The 17,208-nt window shown below is 73.8% G+C and carries 3 protein-coding genes; all 3 read right to left on the bottom strand.

Annotated features, from left to right (window positions below; all coding sequences use genetic code 11):
• Positions 1-220: 220 nt before the first annotated feature.
• Positions 221-1,006: a futalosine hydrolase gene (locus ACH4RC_RS29080; RefSeq protein WP_398206162.1), complete on the bottom strand. Its 786-nt coding sequence runs from the start codon at positions 1,004-1,006 to the stop codon at positions 221-223.
• Complete coding sequence (locus ACH4RC_RS29075) at positions 1,003-2,070, bottom strand: glucose-1-phosphate thymidylyltransferase (protein ID WP_398206161.1); 1,068 nt, start codon at positions 2,068-2,070, stop codon at positions 1,003-1,005. The genes ACH4RC_RS29080 and ACH4RC_RS29075 overlap by 4 nt, the downstream gene beginning before the upstream one ends.
• Before the next feature lie 99 nt (positions 2,071-2,169).
• Positions 2,170-17,184: a type I polyketide synthase gene (locus ACH4RC_RS29070; RefSeq protein WP_398206160.1), complete on the bottom strand. Its 15,015-nt coding sequence runs from the start codon at positions 17,182-17,184 to the stop codon at positions 2,170-2,172.
• Positions 17,185-17,208: the final 24 nt, after the last annotated feature.

The raw sequence follows: 17,208 nt of genomic DNA, 5'->3' as shown, positions 1-17,208 counted from the left end.
GCCGGTCCCGGGCGCCCGGTGCGGGCATGGGTCCGACGCTCGGCTCCGAGTGCGGTGGGGACAGCATGACCCGGGGGAAGAGCATTTTCGGCGGCCGAAGGCGTTCACTGGGGAAACGCTTGGATTTCGGTGGCGGCCATCGTTCACGCAGGCCGGAGCGGTGCCCATGGGCCGGCCATGCTGTGCCGAAGGCCCCGGACACAGTCCGGGGCCGGGGTGGTCACGTGTAGGGCGGTGGGGCGCCGCGGGCGAGGACGGAGTGGAGCACCGCGAAGGCGTCGCGGAGGGCGGCGAGCGCGTCGGGGACACGCCAGGCGGCCCGGTCCCGTGGGCCGACGGTGTTCGAGACCGTACGGACTTCGAGGAGCGGGATGCCGTGCAGGGCCGCGGCTTCGGCGGCCCCGAAACCCTCCATGGCTTCGGCGGCGGCCGCGTGCCGCCGCTGGAGCGCCCGGGCGCGTTCCGCGGTACCGGTGACGGTGGAGACCGTCAGGACCGGCGCGTGGACGGCGCCGAGGACGCGGGCGACGGCGGCGGACAGGTCCGGCGGGCAGGTGTGCTCGGTGACGCCGAAGCCGAGGCTGTCGACGGACAGGAAGCCGTCGGACGTCTCGCAGCCGAGGTCGGCGGCGATGACGCGGTCGGCGACGACGACGGAACCCAGGGCGGCTACGGGGGCGAACCCGCCGGCGATGCCCGCGCAGATGACCAGGTCGTAGGGGTCTTCCCGGGCGGCGGCCGCGGTGAGCGCGGCGCCGGTGGCGGCGGCCGCGGCGGCGGGGCCCACTCCCCCGGTCAGCAGGTCCGCGGTGAGGGGGCGGCGGCGGGCGGTGGAGGGTACCCCCAGCGCGTCCCCGCAGGAGACCGCTTCGTCGCTGGTGACGCGCAGGAGTGTGCGGCCGGGCAGGCCGGGCGCGGTGAGCGGGGCGGCGGTGCCGAGGCCGCGCGCGACGGCGTCGCGCTCGGCGTCGACGGCCGTGACGATGAGGAGGCGGACGGGGTTCATGAGGAGATCTGGACCTGCCCGTGGTCGCCGATGACGAGACGGTGGGCGGCGGGCAGTCTGGGCGTCAGGGTGACCTTGACGTTCCGGCCGACGAGGGAGGCGGCGACGCGCCTGATGTGGTCGAAGGACGACTCCCGCAGCACGATGGAGTACTCGATCTCGCTGTGGGCGATGTGGCACCGCTCCGCGACCGAGGTGGACGGGCCGATGTAGGAGTCGGTGACCACGCTGCCCGCTCCGACGATGGCGGGGCCGACGATACGGGAGCGGCGCACCTCGGCGCCCGCCTCGATGCGGACCCGTCCGATGATCTCGCTCTCCTCGTCGACGAACCCGTCGATACGGGGCTGGAGCCGTTCCAGGAGGGTGCGGTTGACCTCCAGCATGTCGGTGACGTTGCCGGTGTCCTTCCAGTAGCCGGTGATGACGGTGGAGGCCACGTCCATCCCCTGGTCGACCATCCACTGGAGGGCGTCGGTGATCTCGAGTTCGCCGCGGGCGGAGGGCTTGATGGCGGCGACGGCCTCGTGGACGGCGGTGGTGAACAGGTAGACGCCGGCGACGGCGAGGTCACTGCGCGGCCGGCTCGGCTTCTCCTCCAGGTCGATGACGTTGCCGTGGTCGTCGATGACGGCGACGCCGAAGGCCGTGGGATCACCGACCCGGGTGAGGAGGACGTGGGCGTCGCGGGGGTCCTTGCGGAACTCGTCGACGACGTCGCTGATGCCGTCGAGGACGAAGTTGTCGCCGAGGTACATGACGAAGTCGTCGTCGCCGAGGAAGGGCTGGGCGATGAGGACGGCGTGGGCGAGCCCGAGGGGTTCGCTCTGCGAGATGTAGGTGACGTCGAGTCCGAAGGCGGAGCCGTCACCGACGGCGGCCCGGATCTCCGGGGCGGTGCTGCCGACGATGATGCCGACGTCGGTGATGCCGGCCTCGGCGATGGCTTCGAGGCCGTAGAAGAGGATCGGTTTGTTGGCGACCGGGACCAGTTGTTTGCTGGAGGTGTGGGTGATCGGTCGCAGCCGCGTACCGGATCCCCCCGCGAGCACGAGAGCCTTCATGTTCCATCCAGATCACGGGTGACGGGTGGGAAATGGCGGGTGGGGCTTGCGGTCGCCCGGCCGCGACGTCGGGTCGCGGCCGGGACGACCGGCCTTGGTTCAGGCCTCGTCGAGGTCGCCCTCGAGGAAGGCGCGCAGCTCGTCGTCGGAGACCTCGTCGGCCTCCGTCGCGGCTGCCGGGGCTCCGGGCAGGCCGGGGGTGCCGTCCAGCCGGTCGAGGAGGCCACGCAGCCGGGCGCGGAGCTGGTCGTGGAGCGTGTCGTCCACGGTCGTGTCCAGCGTCGCCCCGGTGAAGCGGGCTTCCAGGGCGTCGAGTTGGTCGAGGATCGGGGACGTCGCGGGCCGGGCGGCGGGGGCGATGCGCTCCAGGAGGTGCGCCGCGAGCCGCTCCGGTGTGGGGTGGTCGAACATGAGGGTCGCGGGCAGTCGTACGCCGGCGAGGGCGCCGATGCGGTTGCGGAGTTCGACGGCGGTCAGGGAGTTGAATCCGCTGTCCAGGAAGCCTCCTTCGGGGTCGAGTGAGTCGGGGCTGTCGTGGCCGATGACCAGGGCCGCCTGGGTGAGTACGGCGGTCAGGACGGCGGAGTGCCGGTCGGCGGGGGCGAGGCCGGCCAGGCGTGCGCTCAGGTCGTTTGCTGCGGGGGCCGCCGGGCCGGTCGGCGCCGGTTCGGCCGGGCGCCGGGTGCGGGTCCGCACCAGGTCGCGGACCAGGTCGGGCACCGAGCCGTCGGAGGCGCGCAGGGCGGCCGGGTCGAGGTCGACGGGCGCGTACCAGGGTTCCGGGGCGCGCAGCGCGGCGTCGAGCAGGGCGAGCGCGTCGTCGGTCTCCATGGGGCGCAGTCCGCTGCGGGCGATGCGGCGCAGGTCGGCGTCGCCGAGTTTTCCGGTCATGCCGCTGCGTTCGGCCCACAGGCCCCAGGCGAGCGACCGGATGCGGCGTCCCGGGGTGTCGTGGCGGGCGGCGAAGGCGTCCAGGAAGGCGTTGGCCGCCGAGTAGTTGGCCTGGCCGACACCGCCGAAGGTGCCCGCCACCGAGGAGAACAGGACGAGTTCGGTGCCGGTGTCCCGGGTGAGTTCCGCCAGGAGGACGGTGGCGTCGGCCTTGGCGCGCAGCACGGTGTCGACGCGTTCGGGTGTCAGGGACTGCACGATGCCGTCGTCGAGGACGCCCGCGGTGTGGACGACGGTGGTCAGCGGACGGTCGGCGGGCACCGCGTCGAGCAGCGCGGTCAGGGCGTCGCGGTCGGCGACGTCGCAGGCGGCGACGGTGACGTGGGCGCCGAGGCCGGTGAGTTCCTCGCGGAGTCCGGGCATGCCGTCGGCTGCCTCGCCGCGCCGCCCGGCGAGGACCAGGGACCGGACGCCGTGGGCGGTGACGAGGTGGCGGGCGATCCGCCGGCCCAGGACGCCACCGGCTCCGGTGACCAGGACGGTGCCGTCGCCCGGTGCGCGGTTCGTGGGCGCGGCGGTTGTGTCCGCCGGGCCGACCCGGGCGAGCCGCGGGGTCAGCACGACACCGTCGCGCAGCGCGAATTCGCTCTCCGTCAGGACCGGCAGGGAGGCCAGCAGCGCCAGGGAGGCGGGGCTGCCGTCGTGGTCGACGAGGACGAAGCGCCCCGGGTTCTCGGCGCGCGCCGCCCGGATCAGGCCCCAGACGGCGGCCTGGGCGGGGTCGGTGCGCGGTCCGTCGTCGGCGCCGGTGGCGACGGCGTTCCGGGTGAGCACCACGAGGCGGGAGCCGGCCAGGGCGTCCTCGGCGAGCCATTCGGTGACCAGGCCCAGGGCGTGCCCGGTGGCGCGGCGGGTGGCGGCGCCCAGGTCTGCGTCCTCGTACGTCTCCGGTACGGCGGCGAGTACGGCGTCGGGTGCGCCCGTCGCGGCGGTGGTGGTGGCCAGCGCGGCCGGGCCGGTGTGCCGGACGGCGTTGGTGAGCGAGGGCGCCGCGTCGCCGAGGACGTGCGGGGTGCCCGCCGGGACCGTACCGGGTGCGGCGGGTGTCCAGCGGATGCGGTGGAGCGCGCCGCGGCCCTGGGCGGCCGGGAGGGTGCTGGTGTCCACGGGACGCAGCGTGAGGGCGCCGATGTCGGCGACCGGCTGCCCGGCGCCGTCGAGGAGGGCCACTTGGAAGACGTGCTCCGCCTCAGGGGTGAGACGGACGCGCAGGGCGGCGGGCCCGGCGCGGTGCACGGTGATGTCCGAGAACGTGAACGGGACGACCGTGCCACCGTTCTCCTCGCCGGCGGCGAGGGCCACCGTGTGCAGGGCCGCGTCGAGCAGGGCGGGGTGGACGCGGAACCGGTCGGTGCCCTGGAGGTGTTCGCCGTCCTCGGGGGCGATCTCCGCGTACACGGTGGAGCCGTCGCGCCAGGCGGCGCGCAGTCCGCGGAAGGCGGGGCCGTAGGCGAAGCCCCCGGCGGCGATGTGCTCGTACACTCCGCTCACCGGCACCGCGGTGGCGCCGGGCGGCGGCCACGCGGCGGGAAGGGGTGCGGCGACGGTCGCCGCGGGGGTGTCGCTGAGGGTGCCTTCGGCGTGCCGGGTCCACGCGCCGGAAGTGCCGGCGGGCCGGGAGTGCACGGTCAGGGCGCGGTCACCGTCGGCGTCGGCCGCCGTGACGGCGACCTGGAGGTGGACGGCGCCGTTCTCGGGGAGGACGAGCGGTGTCTGCAGGGTGAGGTCCGCGACGCGGACGGCTCCGGTGTGGGCGCAGGCCTCCATGGCGAGGTCGAGGAAGGCGGTGCCGGGGAAGAGGATCCGCCCGTCGAGCGCGTGGTCGGCGAGCCAGGGCCTGCCGTCCACGGAGACAGTGCCGGTCAGGACGGTCCCGGAGCTCTCGGCGAGCGGGACGGCCGCCGTCAGCAGGCCGTGGTGCACGGCGTCGGGATCGGTGCGGTCGGTGTCGGGGCCCGTCGTCTCCAGCCAGTAGCTGCGCCGCTGGAAGGGGTAGGTGGGCAGGTCGGTGCGGCGGGCGCCGGTGGGGGCGAACCAGGTGTTCCAGTCGACGCGGTGGCCGTGGCTGTGCAGCCGGACGAGGGCGGAGGTCAGGGACGCCTCCTCCTCGGTGTCGCGGCGCAGGGTCGGCACGAGGGTGGCGTCGCCTTCGACGCAGTCACCGGCCAGCGCCGTCAGGACGCCGCCGGGTCCGATCTCGACGTACGTGGTGACGCCCTGTTCCTCCAGCGCGCGAACGCCGTCGTGGAAGCGCACGCCGTCGCGGACCTGCCGCACCCAGTAGGCGCCGTCGAAGGGTTCCTCGGCGCTGACGGGGCGGCCGGTGACGGTGGAGACGACCGGCAGCGCGGCCTCTTCGTGCCGGATCCCGCCGGTGTGGGCGGCGAACGCGTCGAGCATGCCGTCCATGTGGTGCGAGTGGAAGGCGTGGCTGACGTTGAGGCGGTGCGTCTTGCGTCCCCTGGCGGCCAGTTCGTCGGCGACCGCGGTGACCGCGTCCTCGTCGCCGGACAGGACGGTGGCCTGCGGGCTGTTCAGGGCGGCCACGGCCACCCGGCCCTCGTGGGCGGCGAGCAGAGGGGTCACCTCATCCTCACCGGCCTGTACGGAGATCATGACGCCGCCCGTGGGAAGCCCGCCCATGAGGCGGCCGCGTACGGCGACGAGCGCGCAGGCGTCCTCCAGGGTCAGCACGCCCGCGACGTGGGCCGCGGCGATCTCGCCGACGGAGTGGCCGAGCAGCGCGTCGGGCCGCACGCCCAGGCTCTCCAGGAACCGGTACAGGGCGACCTGTACGGCGAAGAGGCCGGCCTGCGTGTAGGCGGTGCGGTCGAGGAGGGCGGCCTTCTCGGTGCCGGGAGCGGCGAACAGGACGTCGCGCAGCGGCGGTTCGAGGTGGGCGTCGAGGTGGGCGCAGACCTCGTCGAGGGCGTCGGCGTAGGCCTCGTGGCGCTCGTAGAGGACGCGTCCGGTGGCGGCCTGCTGGGCGCCCTGGCCGGAGAACAGGAACGCCACCTTGCCGCCGCGGGCCCGGTCCGTGGTGAGCAGCGGGTGCTCGCGGCCGTCGGCGAGGGCGGTGAGCGCCTCGGTCAGGCCGTTCGCGTCGTCGGTGACGACGGCCGCCCGCTCGTCGTGGTGGGCGCGGGTGGTGGCGAGCGACAGGGCGATGTCCGCCGCTGCGGTGCCGGGGCGGTCGGCGAGGTGGTCGAGGAGGCGGCGGGCCTGGGCGCGCAGCGCGGCGGTGGAGCGGGCGGAGAGCAGCCAGGGCAGGACGCCGGGGGTGCGGCCCGCCGGGCGGGCCGGTTCGACGGCGGCGGGAGCGTCCGGCTCCGGCTCAGGCTCAGGTTCCTGGAGGATGACGTGCGCGTTGGTGCCGGAGACGCCGAACGAGGAGACGCCCGCACGGCGCGGGGTGTCACCGGGAGCCCAGCCCTGCTCCTCGTGCAGCAGCCGGACGGCTCCGGAGGACCAGTCGATGTGCGGGGACGGCTGCTCGGCGTGCAGGGTGCGCGGCAGGACGTTCTGCCGCATCGCCATCACCATCTTGATGACGCCGGCGACGCCCGAAGCCGCTTGGGTGTGGCCGATGTTGGACTTCAGCGCGCCCAGCCACAGCGGCCGGTCGGCGGGCCGGTCCTGGCCGTAGGTGGCGAGCAGCGCCTGTGCCTCGATGGGGTCGCCGAGGCTGGTACCGGTGCCGTGCGCCTCGACGGCGTCCACGTCCTGCGGCGAGAGCCCGGCGGAGGCGAGGGCCTGCCGGATCACGCGCTGCTGGGCGGGGCCGCTCGGCGCGGTGAGGCCGTTGGAGGCGCCGTCCTGGTTGACGGCGGAACCGGCCACCATGGCGAGTACGGGGTGTCCGTTGCGGCGGGCGTCGGACAGCCGCTCGAGGAGGAGCAGGCCCACGCCTTCGGCCCAGCCCGCGCCGTCGGCGTCCGCGCCGAACGCCTTGCAGCGGCCGTCGGGCGACAGGGCGCGCTGCCGGCTGAACTCGACGAAGGTGTCCGGCGTCGAGATCACGGTGACACCGCCTGCGAGGGCGAGTTCGCACTCCCCCGACCGCAGGGCCTGCACCGCGAGGTGCATCGCCACCAGCGATGAGGAGCAGGCCGTGTCGACGGTGACCGCGGGGCCCTCCAGTCCGAAGGTGTAGGCGATGCGCCCCGAGGCGACGCTGCTAGCGCTGCCGGTGGCGAGGTAGCCCTCCAGTTCCTCGGGGGCGCGGCGGGCGCGGCTGGCGTAGTCGTTGTAGTTGGAGCCGACGAACACGCCCGCGCGGGCGCCGCGCAGCCGGTCAGGATCGATCCCGGCGCGTTCGAACGCCTCCCAGGACGTCTCGAGCAGGAGCCGGTGCTGCGGGTCGATCGCGACGGCCTCACGGGGTGCGATGCCGAAGAAGGCCGGGTCGAACCGGTCGGCGTCGTGCAGGAATCCGCCGTGCCGTGCGTAGGAGTGGCCGATGCGCTCGGGGTCGGGGTCGTAGAGGTTCTCGACGTCCCAGCCCCGGTCGGCGGGGAAGGGGGTGATGGCGTCGGTGCCGTCGGCGACCAGGCGCCACAGCTCCTCCGGCGAGGTGACCCCGCCGGGGAAGCGGCAGCCCATGCCGACGATGACGACCGGGTCGTCGTCCACGGCGGCGGTGGGCAACTGCGGGAGGGCGTCACCGGCCGTGTCCGTACCGCCGAACAGCTCACTGTCGAGGTGGGCGGCGAGAGCGCTCGCGGAGGGGTGGTCGAAGGCGAGCGTGACGGGCAGCCGCAACCCGGTGGCCTCGGCGAACCGGTTGCGCAGTTCGACGGCGGTGAGCGAGTCGAAGCCGAGGTCGCGGAAGGCCCGTCCGTCGGGCACGGCGTCGACGTCGGCGTGGCCGAGCACGGCGGCGGCCTGGGACCTGACCTCGGCGAGCAGCGCGGCACGGCGCTCGGCGGCCGACGACAGGGCGGCAAGGCGTCGTACGAGCGGCGGCCCGTCGACGGTCTCGGTCTCCTTCTTCTCCGCGCTGTCGGCCACGGCGGCCCGGCGTGCTTCGGGGAACTCCCGCAGCGCGGCGAACGCGCGGGCGGTGATGAGCTTCCAGTCGACGTCGGCGACGATCAGGAACTCCTCGTCCTCGTCGAGCGCCTTCTGCAGGGAGGCGATGGCCAGCTCGGGGTCCATCGGGGGGACGCCGTCGCGGCGCAGCCGCTCCGCGACCTCCTCCCCGACCATGCCGCCCCCCGCCCAGGTGCCCCAGCCGACGGAGGTGGCGGGCAGCCCCTCCGCCCTGCGGCGCGCGGCCAGGGCGTCGAGGAAGGCGTTGGCCGCGGCGTAGCTGCCCTGCCCGGGTCCGCCGAGCGTGCCGGCCATGGACGAGAACAGGACGAACGCGTCGAGGTCGAGGTGGCGGGTGGCGGCGTCGAGGGCGAGCGCGGCGTCGGCCTTGGGCCGTACGACGCCGTGCGCGCGCTGCGGGGTCAGCGTGTCGATGACCCCGTCGTCGATGATGCCGGCGGTGTGCACGACGGCGGTCAGCGTCCCGCCGCCGGGCAGGTCGTCGACGAGCCGCCGCACCGCGTCGGCGTCGGCGACGTCACAGGCGACGACCGTCGCCGGGGTCCCCGACTCGGCGAGTTCGGCGACGAGTTCGCGCGCGCCGAGGGCGTCCGGACCGCGCCGGGAGGCGAGTACCAGGTGCTCGGCGCCGCCGCGGGCGAGCCAGCGGGCGACGTGCCGGCCGAGGCCGCCGGTGCCTCCGGTGACCAGGACGGTGCCCGAAGGCCGCCAGGCGCCGTCGGGCCGGGGGCCCTGACCGGCGCGGACGAGCCGGCGGGAGAAGATCCCCGACGGACGCACCGCGAGGTGGTCCTCCTCCAGCGTCCCGGACAGCGCGGTGACCAGCCGGCGCGCGGCACGGGTGTCCAGCGTCCCGGGCAGGTCGATCAGGCCGCCCCAGCGCTGCGGGTACTCCAGGGCCGCGATCCGGCCCAGGCCCCAGCACATCGCCTGGAGCGGGGTGCGCAGATGATCGCCGCGGTGCACGGAGACAGCTCCGCGGGTGGCGGACCACACCGGCCCGCCGACCCGGACGTCACCGAGCGCCTGGAGCAGCGCGGTGGACAGGACGAGACCGGTGGGCATCACCCCTTCGGCGGACCAGGGCGACTCGTCCAGGGCGAGCAGGGAGAGCACGCCGCCGATCTCGACGCCGTCGACGCGCCGGCCAAGGAGCTCCGCCATACGGTCGCGTTCGGCGGCGTCCCGGTCGGCGACCAGGAGCAGCGCTCCGGCCGACCTCTCGTCGACCGCCTTGTGGACCTGCCGCACCAACGGGTCGTCCTCGTACCCGGCGGGCACGACGATCAGCCAGGTGGCGGGGAGGTCGGCGACGCGGGCGGACCGCTCCGAGCGGGGCTGCCAGGCGACCCGGTAGCGCCATCCGTCGAGCGTGGTGCGGTTGATCCGGTCGCGCCGCCAGGAGGACAGCGCGGGTACGACCTCGGCAAGGGACCTCACGTCCTCGATCCCGAGACTCTCGGCGAGCGAGTCCACGTCGTGACTGTCCACGCTGGCCCAGAAGCCGTCGTCAAGGAGGTCGAGGCCACTGGGCAGCACGTCGTCGGCGCCCCGCCGGACCACCGGCTCCAGCCAGTAGTGGCTGCGCTGGAAGGCGTAGGTCGGCAACTCGACCCGGCGCGGCGACCGTCCCTCGAAGACGGAGGTCCAGTCGACGGTGAGCCCCTTCGCCCAGGCTTCGCCGAGGGAGAGGAGGAAGCGGTCGAGGCCGCCCTCACCACGCCGCAGGGACCCGACGACCGGGGCGTCCGAACCGGCCGCCTCCACGGTCTCGGCGACCGGGACGGTCAGCACCGGATGCGGGCTCATCTCCAGAAACGCGCCATGACCCTCGGCGACCAGCCTCGCGACGGCAGGCTCCAGCTGCACGGTCTGACGCAGGTTGCGGTACCAGTACCCGCCATCGGTCTGTCCGGGCTCGATCCACTCCCCCGTCACCGTCGACAGGAACGGTACCGACGGCTCCAACGCCGTCACCGAGGCCAGGACGTCGGCCAACTCCTGTTCGATGGACTCCACATGGGCCGAGTGCGAGGCGTAGTCGACCTCGATCCGGCGTACCCGGACACCCGCGCCATCGGCATACGCGACCAGCTCATCCAAAGCGTCCGCGTCACCCGACACCACGGTCGAGGTCGGCCCGTTCACCGCGGCCACCGACACCCGCCCCGGCCAACGCCTCGCCAACTCCTGGGCGCCCTGCGCAGGCAGCGCGACCGACACCATGCCCCCACGACCAGCCAACGCCGTGATCGCACGCGACCGCAACGCCACCACCCGCGCACCATCACCCACACTCAACGCACCCGCCACCACCGCAGCAGCAATCTCACCCTGCGAGTGGCCTATCACCGCGGCAGGCTTCACACCGAACGACTCCCACAGCGCGGCCAGCGACACCATCACCGCCCACAGCACCGGCTGAACGACATCCACCCGGTCGAACCCGGGGGCGCCGTCCACGCCGCGCACCACATCGACCAACGACCAGTCCACAAACTCATCCAGCGCGGCGGCACACTCCGCGAACCGCGCCGCGAACACCGGTGAGGAGTCGAGGAGTTCGACCGCCATCCCCACCCACTGCGCCCCCTGCCCCGGGAACACGAACACGGGCTGTACGGTCTCGCCGCTGTGCGGGGCGGTGCCCCGGGCGAAGCTCGTGTCGGTGGTGCCGGTAGCGAGGGCCCGGAGGCCGTTCAGCAAGGTGGTGCGGTCGGCGCCGACGACGGCGGCACGCTCTTCGAGTGCGGCGCGGCTGGTCAGAAGGGAGTGCGCGACGTCGAGCGGCTCGGTGTCCGTGCCCTCCAACTGAGTGAGCAGCCGCACGGCCTGGTCGCGCAGGGCGGCCTGCGAGCGGGCGGAAAGCAGCCAGGGCACGGTCGCCGTGTGCCGGTCGTCGGGCGCCGGTGCCGCCGGCTCGATGGGCTCCGGCTCTTCGAGGATGATGTGGGCGTTGGTGCCGCTGACGCCGAAGGAGGAGACGCCGGCCCGGCGCGGCCGGTCGTTCCGCTCCCAGGGACGTGCCTCGGTGAGGATCCGGACCTGTCCGGCGGACCAGTCGACGAACGAGGTGACCTCGTCGGTGTGCAGGGACTTGGGCAGGATGCCGTGTCGCATGGCCTGCACCATCTTGATGATCCCGGCCATGCCGGAAGCGGCCTGCGTGTGCCCGATGTTGGACTTCACCGATCCCAGCCACAAGGGCTGACCGGCAGCACGCTCCTGACCGTAGGTGGCCAGCAGGGCCTGCGCCTCGATCGGGTCGCCCAGCTTCGTACCCGTGCCATGAGCCTCGACCACGTCCACATCCGCCGCCGACAGACCCGCGTCCGCCAGCGCCGTGCGGATGACGCGCTGCTGGGAGAGACCGTTGGGGGCGGTGAGGCCGTTGGAGGCCCCGTCCTGGTTGATGGCGGAGCCGCGGACGACGGCGAGGACCTGATGACCGTTGGCCCGTGCGTCCGACAGGCGCTCCAGGAGCAGGACGCCGACGCCTTCGGCCATGCCCATGCCGTCGGCGCCCGCGCCGAACGCCTTGCAGCGGCCGTCCTCGGCGAGGCCGCGCTGGCGGCTGAAGCCGACCAGGCCGATCGGCTCGCCCATCACGGCGGCGCCGCCGGTCAGCGCGAGGGAGCACTCGCCGGAGCGCAGGGAGCGCATGGCCACGTGCATGGCGACGAGTGCGGAGGAGCACCCGGTGTCCATGGTCACGGCCGGGCCTTCGAGGCCGAGGGTGTACGAGACGCGGCCGGAGGCGATGCTGGTGACCGTGCCGGTGATCAGGTGTCCTTCGAGGCCCTCGGGGACCTCGCCGGACGCTCCGTAGCCCTGGTGGGAGACGCCCACGAAGACGCCGGTGTCGCTGCCGCGCAGGCTGTCCGGCGCGATGCCCGCCCGCTCGAGCGTCTCCCAGGAGGTCTCCAGGAGCAGCCGCTGCTGCGGGTCCATCGCGGTGGCCTCGCGCGGCGAGATGCCGAAGAAGGCGGCGTCGAACTCGCCCGCCTCGTGCAGGAATCCGCCGTCACGGGCGTACGTGGTCCCGGCCCGGTCGGGATCGGGGTCGTACAGGTCCTCCAGGTTCCAGCCGCGGTCGACCGGCAGCGGGGATATCGCGTCGGTCCCGTCGAGGACGAGCCGCCAGAAGTCCTCGGGCGAGTGCGCTCCGCCGGGGAAGCGGCAGCCCATGGAGACGATGGCGATCGGCTCGTCCTCGTGGGCGGGGCGGGCCGCGGGTACGGCGGGGAGAGCGGCTGTCCGCTCGCCGGCGCTGTCGTCGATGAGGTGTCCGCGCAGGTGGCGTACGAGGTCACGCACGTTGGGGTGGTCGAAGACGATGGTGGCGGGCAAAGCCAGGCCGGTCGCCTCGTTGAGGCGGTTGCGCAGTTCGACGGCGGTGAGGGAGTCGAAGCCGAGTTCACGGAAGGCGCGGGTGGCGGCGACGTCGTTGCCGTCGGCGTAACCGAGGACGGCCGCGACCTGGGTGCGGACCACGTCGGTGAGCATCCGGTCGCGTTCGGCGGCGGGCAGGGCGGCGAGCTCCGCGCGCAGTCCGCCGCGCCGGTCGGCGGCGCGGTCGAGCACGGCCTCGTCGGCCTTCATCGCCGCGGCGACCTCGGGCACCTCGTGGAGCAGCGGCCGGGGGTGGGCCGCCGTGAAGACGGGGACGAAGCGCTCCCAGTCGATGTCGGCGACGGCGAGGAAGGTCTCGTCGTGGTCGAGCGCCTGCTGAAGCCCCGCGACGGCGAGGTCGGCGTCCATGAACGGGATGCCGCGCCAGCGCAGTTGCTCGCGTACGACGTTGACGGCCATGCCGCCGCCCTCGGGGCTCCAGATGCCCCATGCCAGGGAGGTGCCGGTGAGGCCGCGGGCCCTGCGGTTCTCGGCGAGGGCGTCGACGTAGGCGTTCGAGGCGGAGTAGGCGCCGTGGTCGCCGCTGCCCCAGGTACCGGCGACGGACGAGTACAGGACGAAGGCGTCGAGGCGGTCGTGGTCGAAGAGCGCGTCGAGGTTGGCCGCGCCGAGCAGCTTCGCGCGGGCGCCCTCGGCGAAGAAGTCGAGGCCCGTGTCGGCGAGCGGCGCGAGCATGCCGACGCCCGCGGTGTGGACGACGGTACGGATGGCGGGCCCGTCGGACTCGACCTGTTCGACGAGCGCGCGCAGCGCGTCCCGGTCGGCGACGTCGCAGGCGGCGATCGTGACCCGGCAGCCGAGGCCGGTCAGCTCCTGCTCCAGCTCGGCCGCCCCGGGCGCATCGGAGCCGTGCCGGCTGGTCAGTACGAGGTGCTCGGCGCCGCTGCGGGCAAGGAGGCGGGCGGTGTGGGCGCCGAGGCCCCCGGTGCCGCCGGTGACGAGCGCGGCTCCGCCGGTGCGCCAGGTGCGCGGGGCGGCCCGGCCGGCGAGCGGCGCGCGGACAAGGCGGCGGATGTGCGCGTCGCGCCCGCGCAGGGCGATCTGGTCCTCGTCGCCCTGCGCGGCGAGGAGGGCGACCAGTCCGTGTGCGGTGTCGTCGTCCACGTCGGCGGGGAGGTCGATCAGTCCGCCCCAGCGGCGCGGCTGTTCGAGGGCGACGACGCGGCCGAGGCCCCACAGGGCGCCCTGGACCGGGTGGTCGACGGCGTCCCCCTCGGCGCCGGTGGCGACGGCGCCGCTGGTGAGGAACCACATCTTGGCGTCGATGTCGGCGTCGATCAGCCCCTGGACGAGGAGCAGCGAGGACACCATGGCGGTGGTGGCGCCGGAGTGCGCGGGTGCCGGGCGCTCGTCGAGGGCGAGCAGCGAGACGACGCCCCGTACGGAGCCGGAGCCGGAGCCGGCCCGGGTCTCGGGCCCGGTCTCGGTCTCGGTCTCGGTCTCGGTCTCGGTCTCGGTCTTGGTATCGGTCTCGGTCTTGGTATCGGTCTCGGTCGCCGTCTGGGTGACGGCGGCGGTGAGCCGGGCGGCGATCTGCGCGCGGTCGAGGTCGTCGGCGGCCATGACGAGGGTGACGACGGTCGCCCCGGCCCGGCTCAGCGCCCCGGCGACACCGCTGACCAGCGGTGATCCCAGATGGTCGGCGGGCACGGCGAGCAGCCAGGTGCCGTCGAGGCGGTCGCTCTCGGGATGCGCGGGCACTGGGTAGGGCCGCCACACGACCCGGTAGCGCCAGCTGTCGAGGCGGGCGCGGCCCTGCCGCCCCCGGTGCCAGGCGGAGAGCGCGGGTACGAGTTCGCCGAGCCCGTCGGTCCCCTCGATGCCGAGCGTGCCGGCGAGCGCCTCCAGATCGCCTTCCTCGACACTGCGCCAGAACTGCTCTTCGGCGGGGTCCGCGGCGGCCTGTGTCTTGGGCAGGTCGAGCCAGTAGCGGCTGCGCTGGAACGCGTAGGTCGGCAGGTCGACCCGGCGCGGCGACAGGTCTGTGAAAACGGCGGTCCAGTCGACGGCGACGCCCTTCGCCCAGGCCTCACCCAAGGAGAGGTAGAAGCGGTCGAGGCCGCCCTGTTCGCGTCGCAGGGACCCGACGACCGGGGCGTCCGAACCGGCCGCCTCCACGGTCTCGGCGACCGGGACGGTCAGCACCGGGTGCGGACTCATCTCCAGGAACGCGCCATGGCCTTCGGCGACCAGCGTGGCGACGGCAGACTCCAGCTGCACGGTCTGACGCAGGTTGCGGTACCAGTACTGACCGTCGGTGACAGCGGAGTCGATCCACTCCCCCGTCACCGTCGACAAAAACGGCACCGACGGCTCCAACGCCGTCACCGATCCCAGCAGCTCGGCCAACTCCTGCTCGATGGACTCCACATGGGCCGAGTGCGACGCATAGTCGACCTCGATCCGGCGCACCCGGACACCCGCGCCATCGGCATACTCGACCAGCTCATCCAAAGCGTCCGCGTCACCCGACACCACAGTCGACGCCGGCCCGTTCACCGCGGCCACCGACACCCGCCCCGGCCAACGCCTCGCCAACTCCTGGGCGCCCTGCGCAGGCAGCGCGACCGACACCATGCCCCCACGACCAGCCAACGCCGTAATCGCACGCGACCGCAACGCCACCACCCGCGCACCATCACCCACACTCAACGCACCCGCCACCACCGCAGCAGCAATCTCACCCTGCGAATGACCCACCACCGCAGCCGGCCGCACACCGAACGACTCCCACAACGCAGCAAGCGACACCATCACCGCCCACAGCACCGGCTGAACGACATCCACCCGGTCGAACCCGGGCGCACCCTCCACCCCCCGCACCACATCAACCAACGACCAGTCCACAAACTCACCCAGCGCGGCGGCACACTCCCCGAACCGCGCCGCGAACACCGGCGACGAGTCAAGAAGCTCAACTGCCATCCCCACCCACTGCGCCCCCTGCCCCGGAAACACGAACACGGGGTCCAGGCTCTCGCTCTCAGCGAGGCCGCGGGCGGCTGTCGCGGGCTGTTCGCCTCGGGCCAGGGCGTGGAGGGAGTCGAGCAGGGCGGAGCGGTCGGCGCCGACGACGGCGGCACGCTCCTCCAGCGCGGCGCGGCCGGTGGCGAGGGCGTGGGCGACGTCCACGGCAGACAGGTCGGCGGATTCGACGCGGTCGGCCAGCCGTCGGGCCTGCTCCCGCAGTGCGGCCTCCGAGCGGGCCGACAGCAGCCAGGGCAGCGCGACCGCAGCCGTGGCGACCTCGACGGCCGTTTCCTCTTCCTCTACGGGTTCGGGTTCCTCTACGGGTTCGGGGGCCGGTGCCTGCTCCAGGACGACGTGGGCGTTGGTGCCGCTGCCGCCGAACGAGGAGACGCCCGCGCGGCGCGGCCGTCCGGTCGCGGGCCAGTCGACGGCCTCGGTGAGCAGCCGGAGGGTGCCGGAGGACCAGTCGACGTGCGGGGTGGCCTCCTCACCGTGCAGCGACTTGGGAGCCACGCCGTGCCGGAGCGACTCGACCATCTTGATGACGCCGGCGACGCCGGAAGCGGCCTGTGTGTGGCCGACATTGGACTTCAGGGAGCCGATCCACAGCGGGTTGTCGGCGTCACGTGCCTTGCCGTAGGTGGCAAGGAGCGCCTGGGCCTCGATCGGGTCGCCTAGCTTCGTGCCCGTCCCGTGGGCCTCGACCACGTCGACGTCCGCGGCCGACAGGCCCGCGTCGGACAGTGCCGCGCGGATGACGCGCTGCTGCGACGGTCCGTTCGGCGCCGTCAGGCCGTTCGACGCGCCGTCCTGGTTGATCGCCGAGCCCCGGATGACCGCGAGGACCTGATGGCCGTTGGCCCGCGCGTCCGACAGCCGCTCCAGGAGCAGCACACCCACGCCTTCGCCCCAGCCGGTGCCGTCCGCGTCGGCGGAGAAGGGCTTGCAGCGGCCGTCGGCGGCGAGTCCGCGCTGGCGGCTGAACTCGATGAAGTTGCGCATGCTGGCCATGACGGTGACGCCGCCCGCGACGGCCATGGAGCACTCGCCGGAGCGCAGGGCCCGTACCGCGAGGTGGAGGGCGACGAGCGACGAGGAGCACATGGTGTCGAGGCTGACGGCGGGGCCTTCGAAGCCGAAGTTGTAGGCGATGCGGCCGGACAGGACGGCGGCGGACCCGCCGGTCAGCAGGTGTCCCTCGATGCCCTCGGGAGCACGGGTGCCGTCGGGCGCGTACGCCTGGTTGCTGGCGCCGACGAAGACGCCGGTGGAGCTGCCCCGCAGGGTGGTCGGGTCGATGCCGCCGCGTTCGAACGCCTCCCAGGTCGTCTCCAGGAGGAGCCGCTGCTGCGGGTCCATCGCGGTCGCCTCACGCGGCGAGATCTCGAAGAAGCCCGCGTCGAACTCGGCGGCGTCGTGGAGGAAGGCGCCCTGGCGGACGTAGCTGGTACCGATGCGCTCGGGGTCGGGGTCGTACAGCGCCTCGATGTCCCAGCCACGGTCGGACGGCAGGTCCGAGACGGTGTCGACGCCGTCGGCGACGATTCGCCACAGGTCCTCGGGGCTGCGCACTCCGCCGGGCATGTGGCAGGCGGTGGCCACGATGGCGACGGGCTCGTGCGCCCGCGTCTCCAGGTCGGTGAGTCTGCTGCGGGTCTGCCGCAGATCCGTGGTGACGCGCTTGAGGTAGTCCCGCAGCTTGTCCTCGGTGTTGTCCGTGTTGGCCATGCCAGTCAGCCCTTCGAGAATCGG

The organism is Streptomyces sp. NPDC016845 (genome assembly GCF_044332585.1).
Classification (GTDB): domain Bacteria; phylum Actinomycetota; class Actinomycetes; order Streptomycetales; family Streptomycetaceae; genus Streptomyces.
This window is presented reverse-complemented; position numbering and strand designations above follow the sequence as displayed.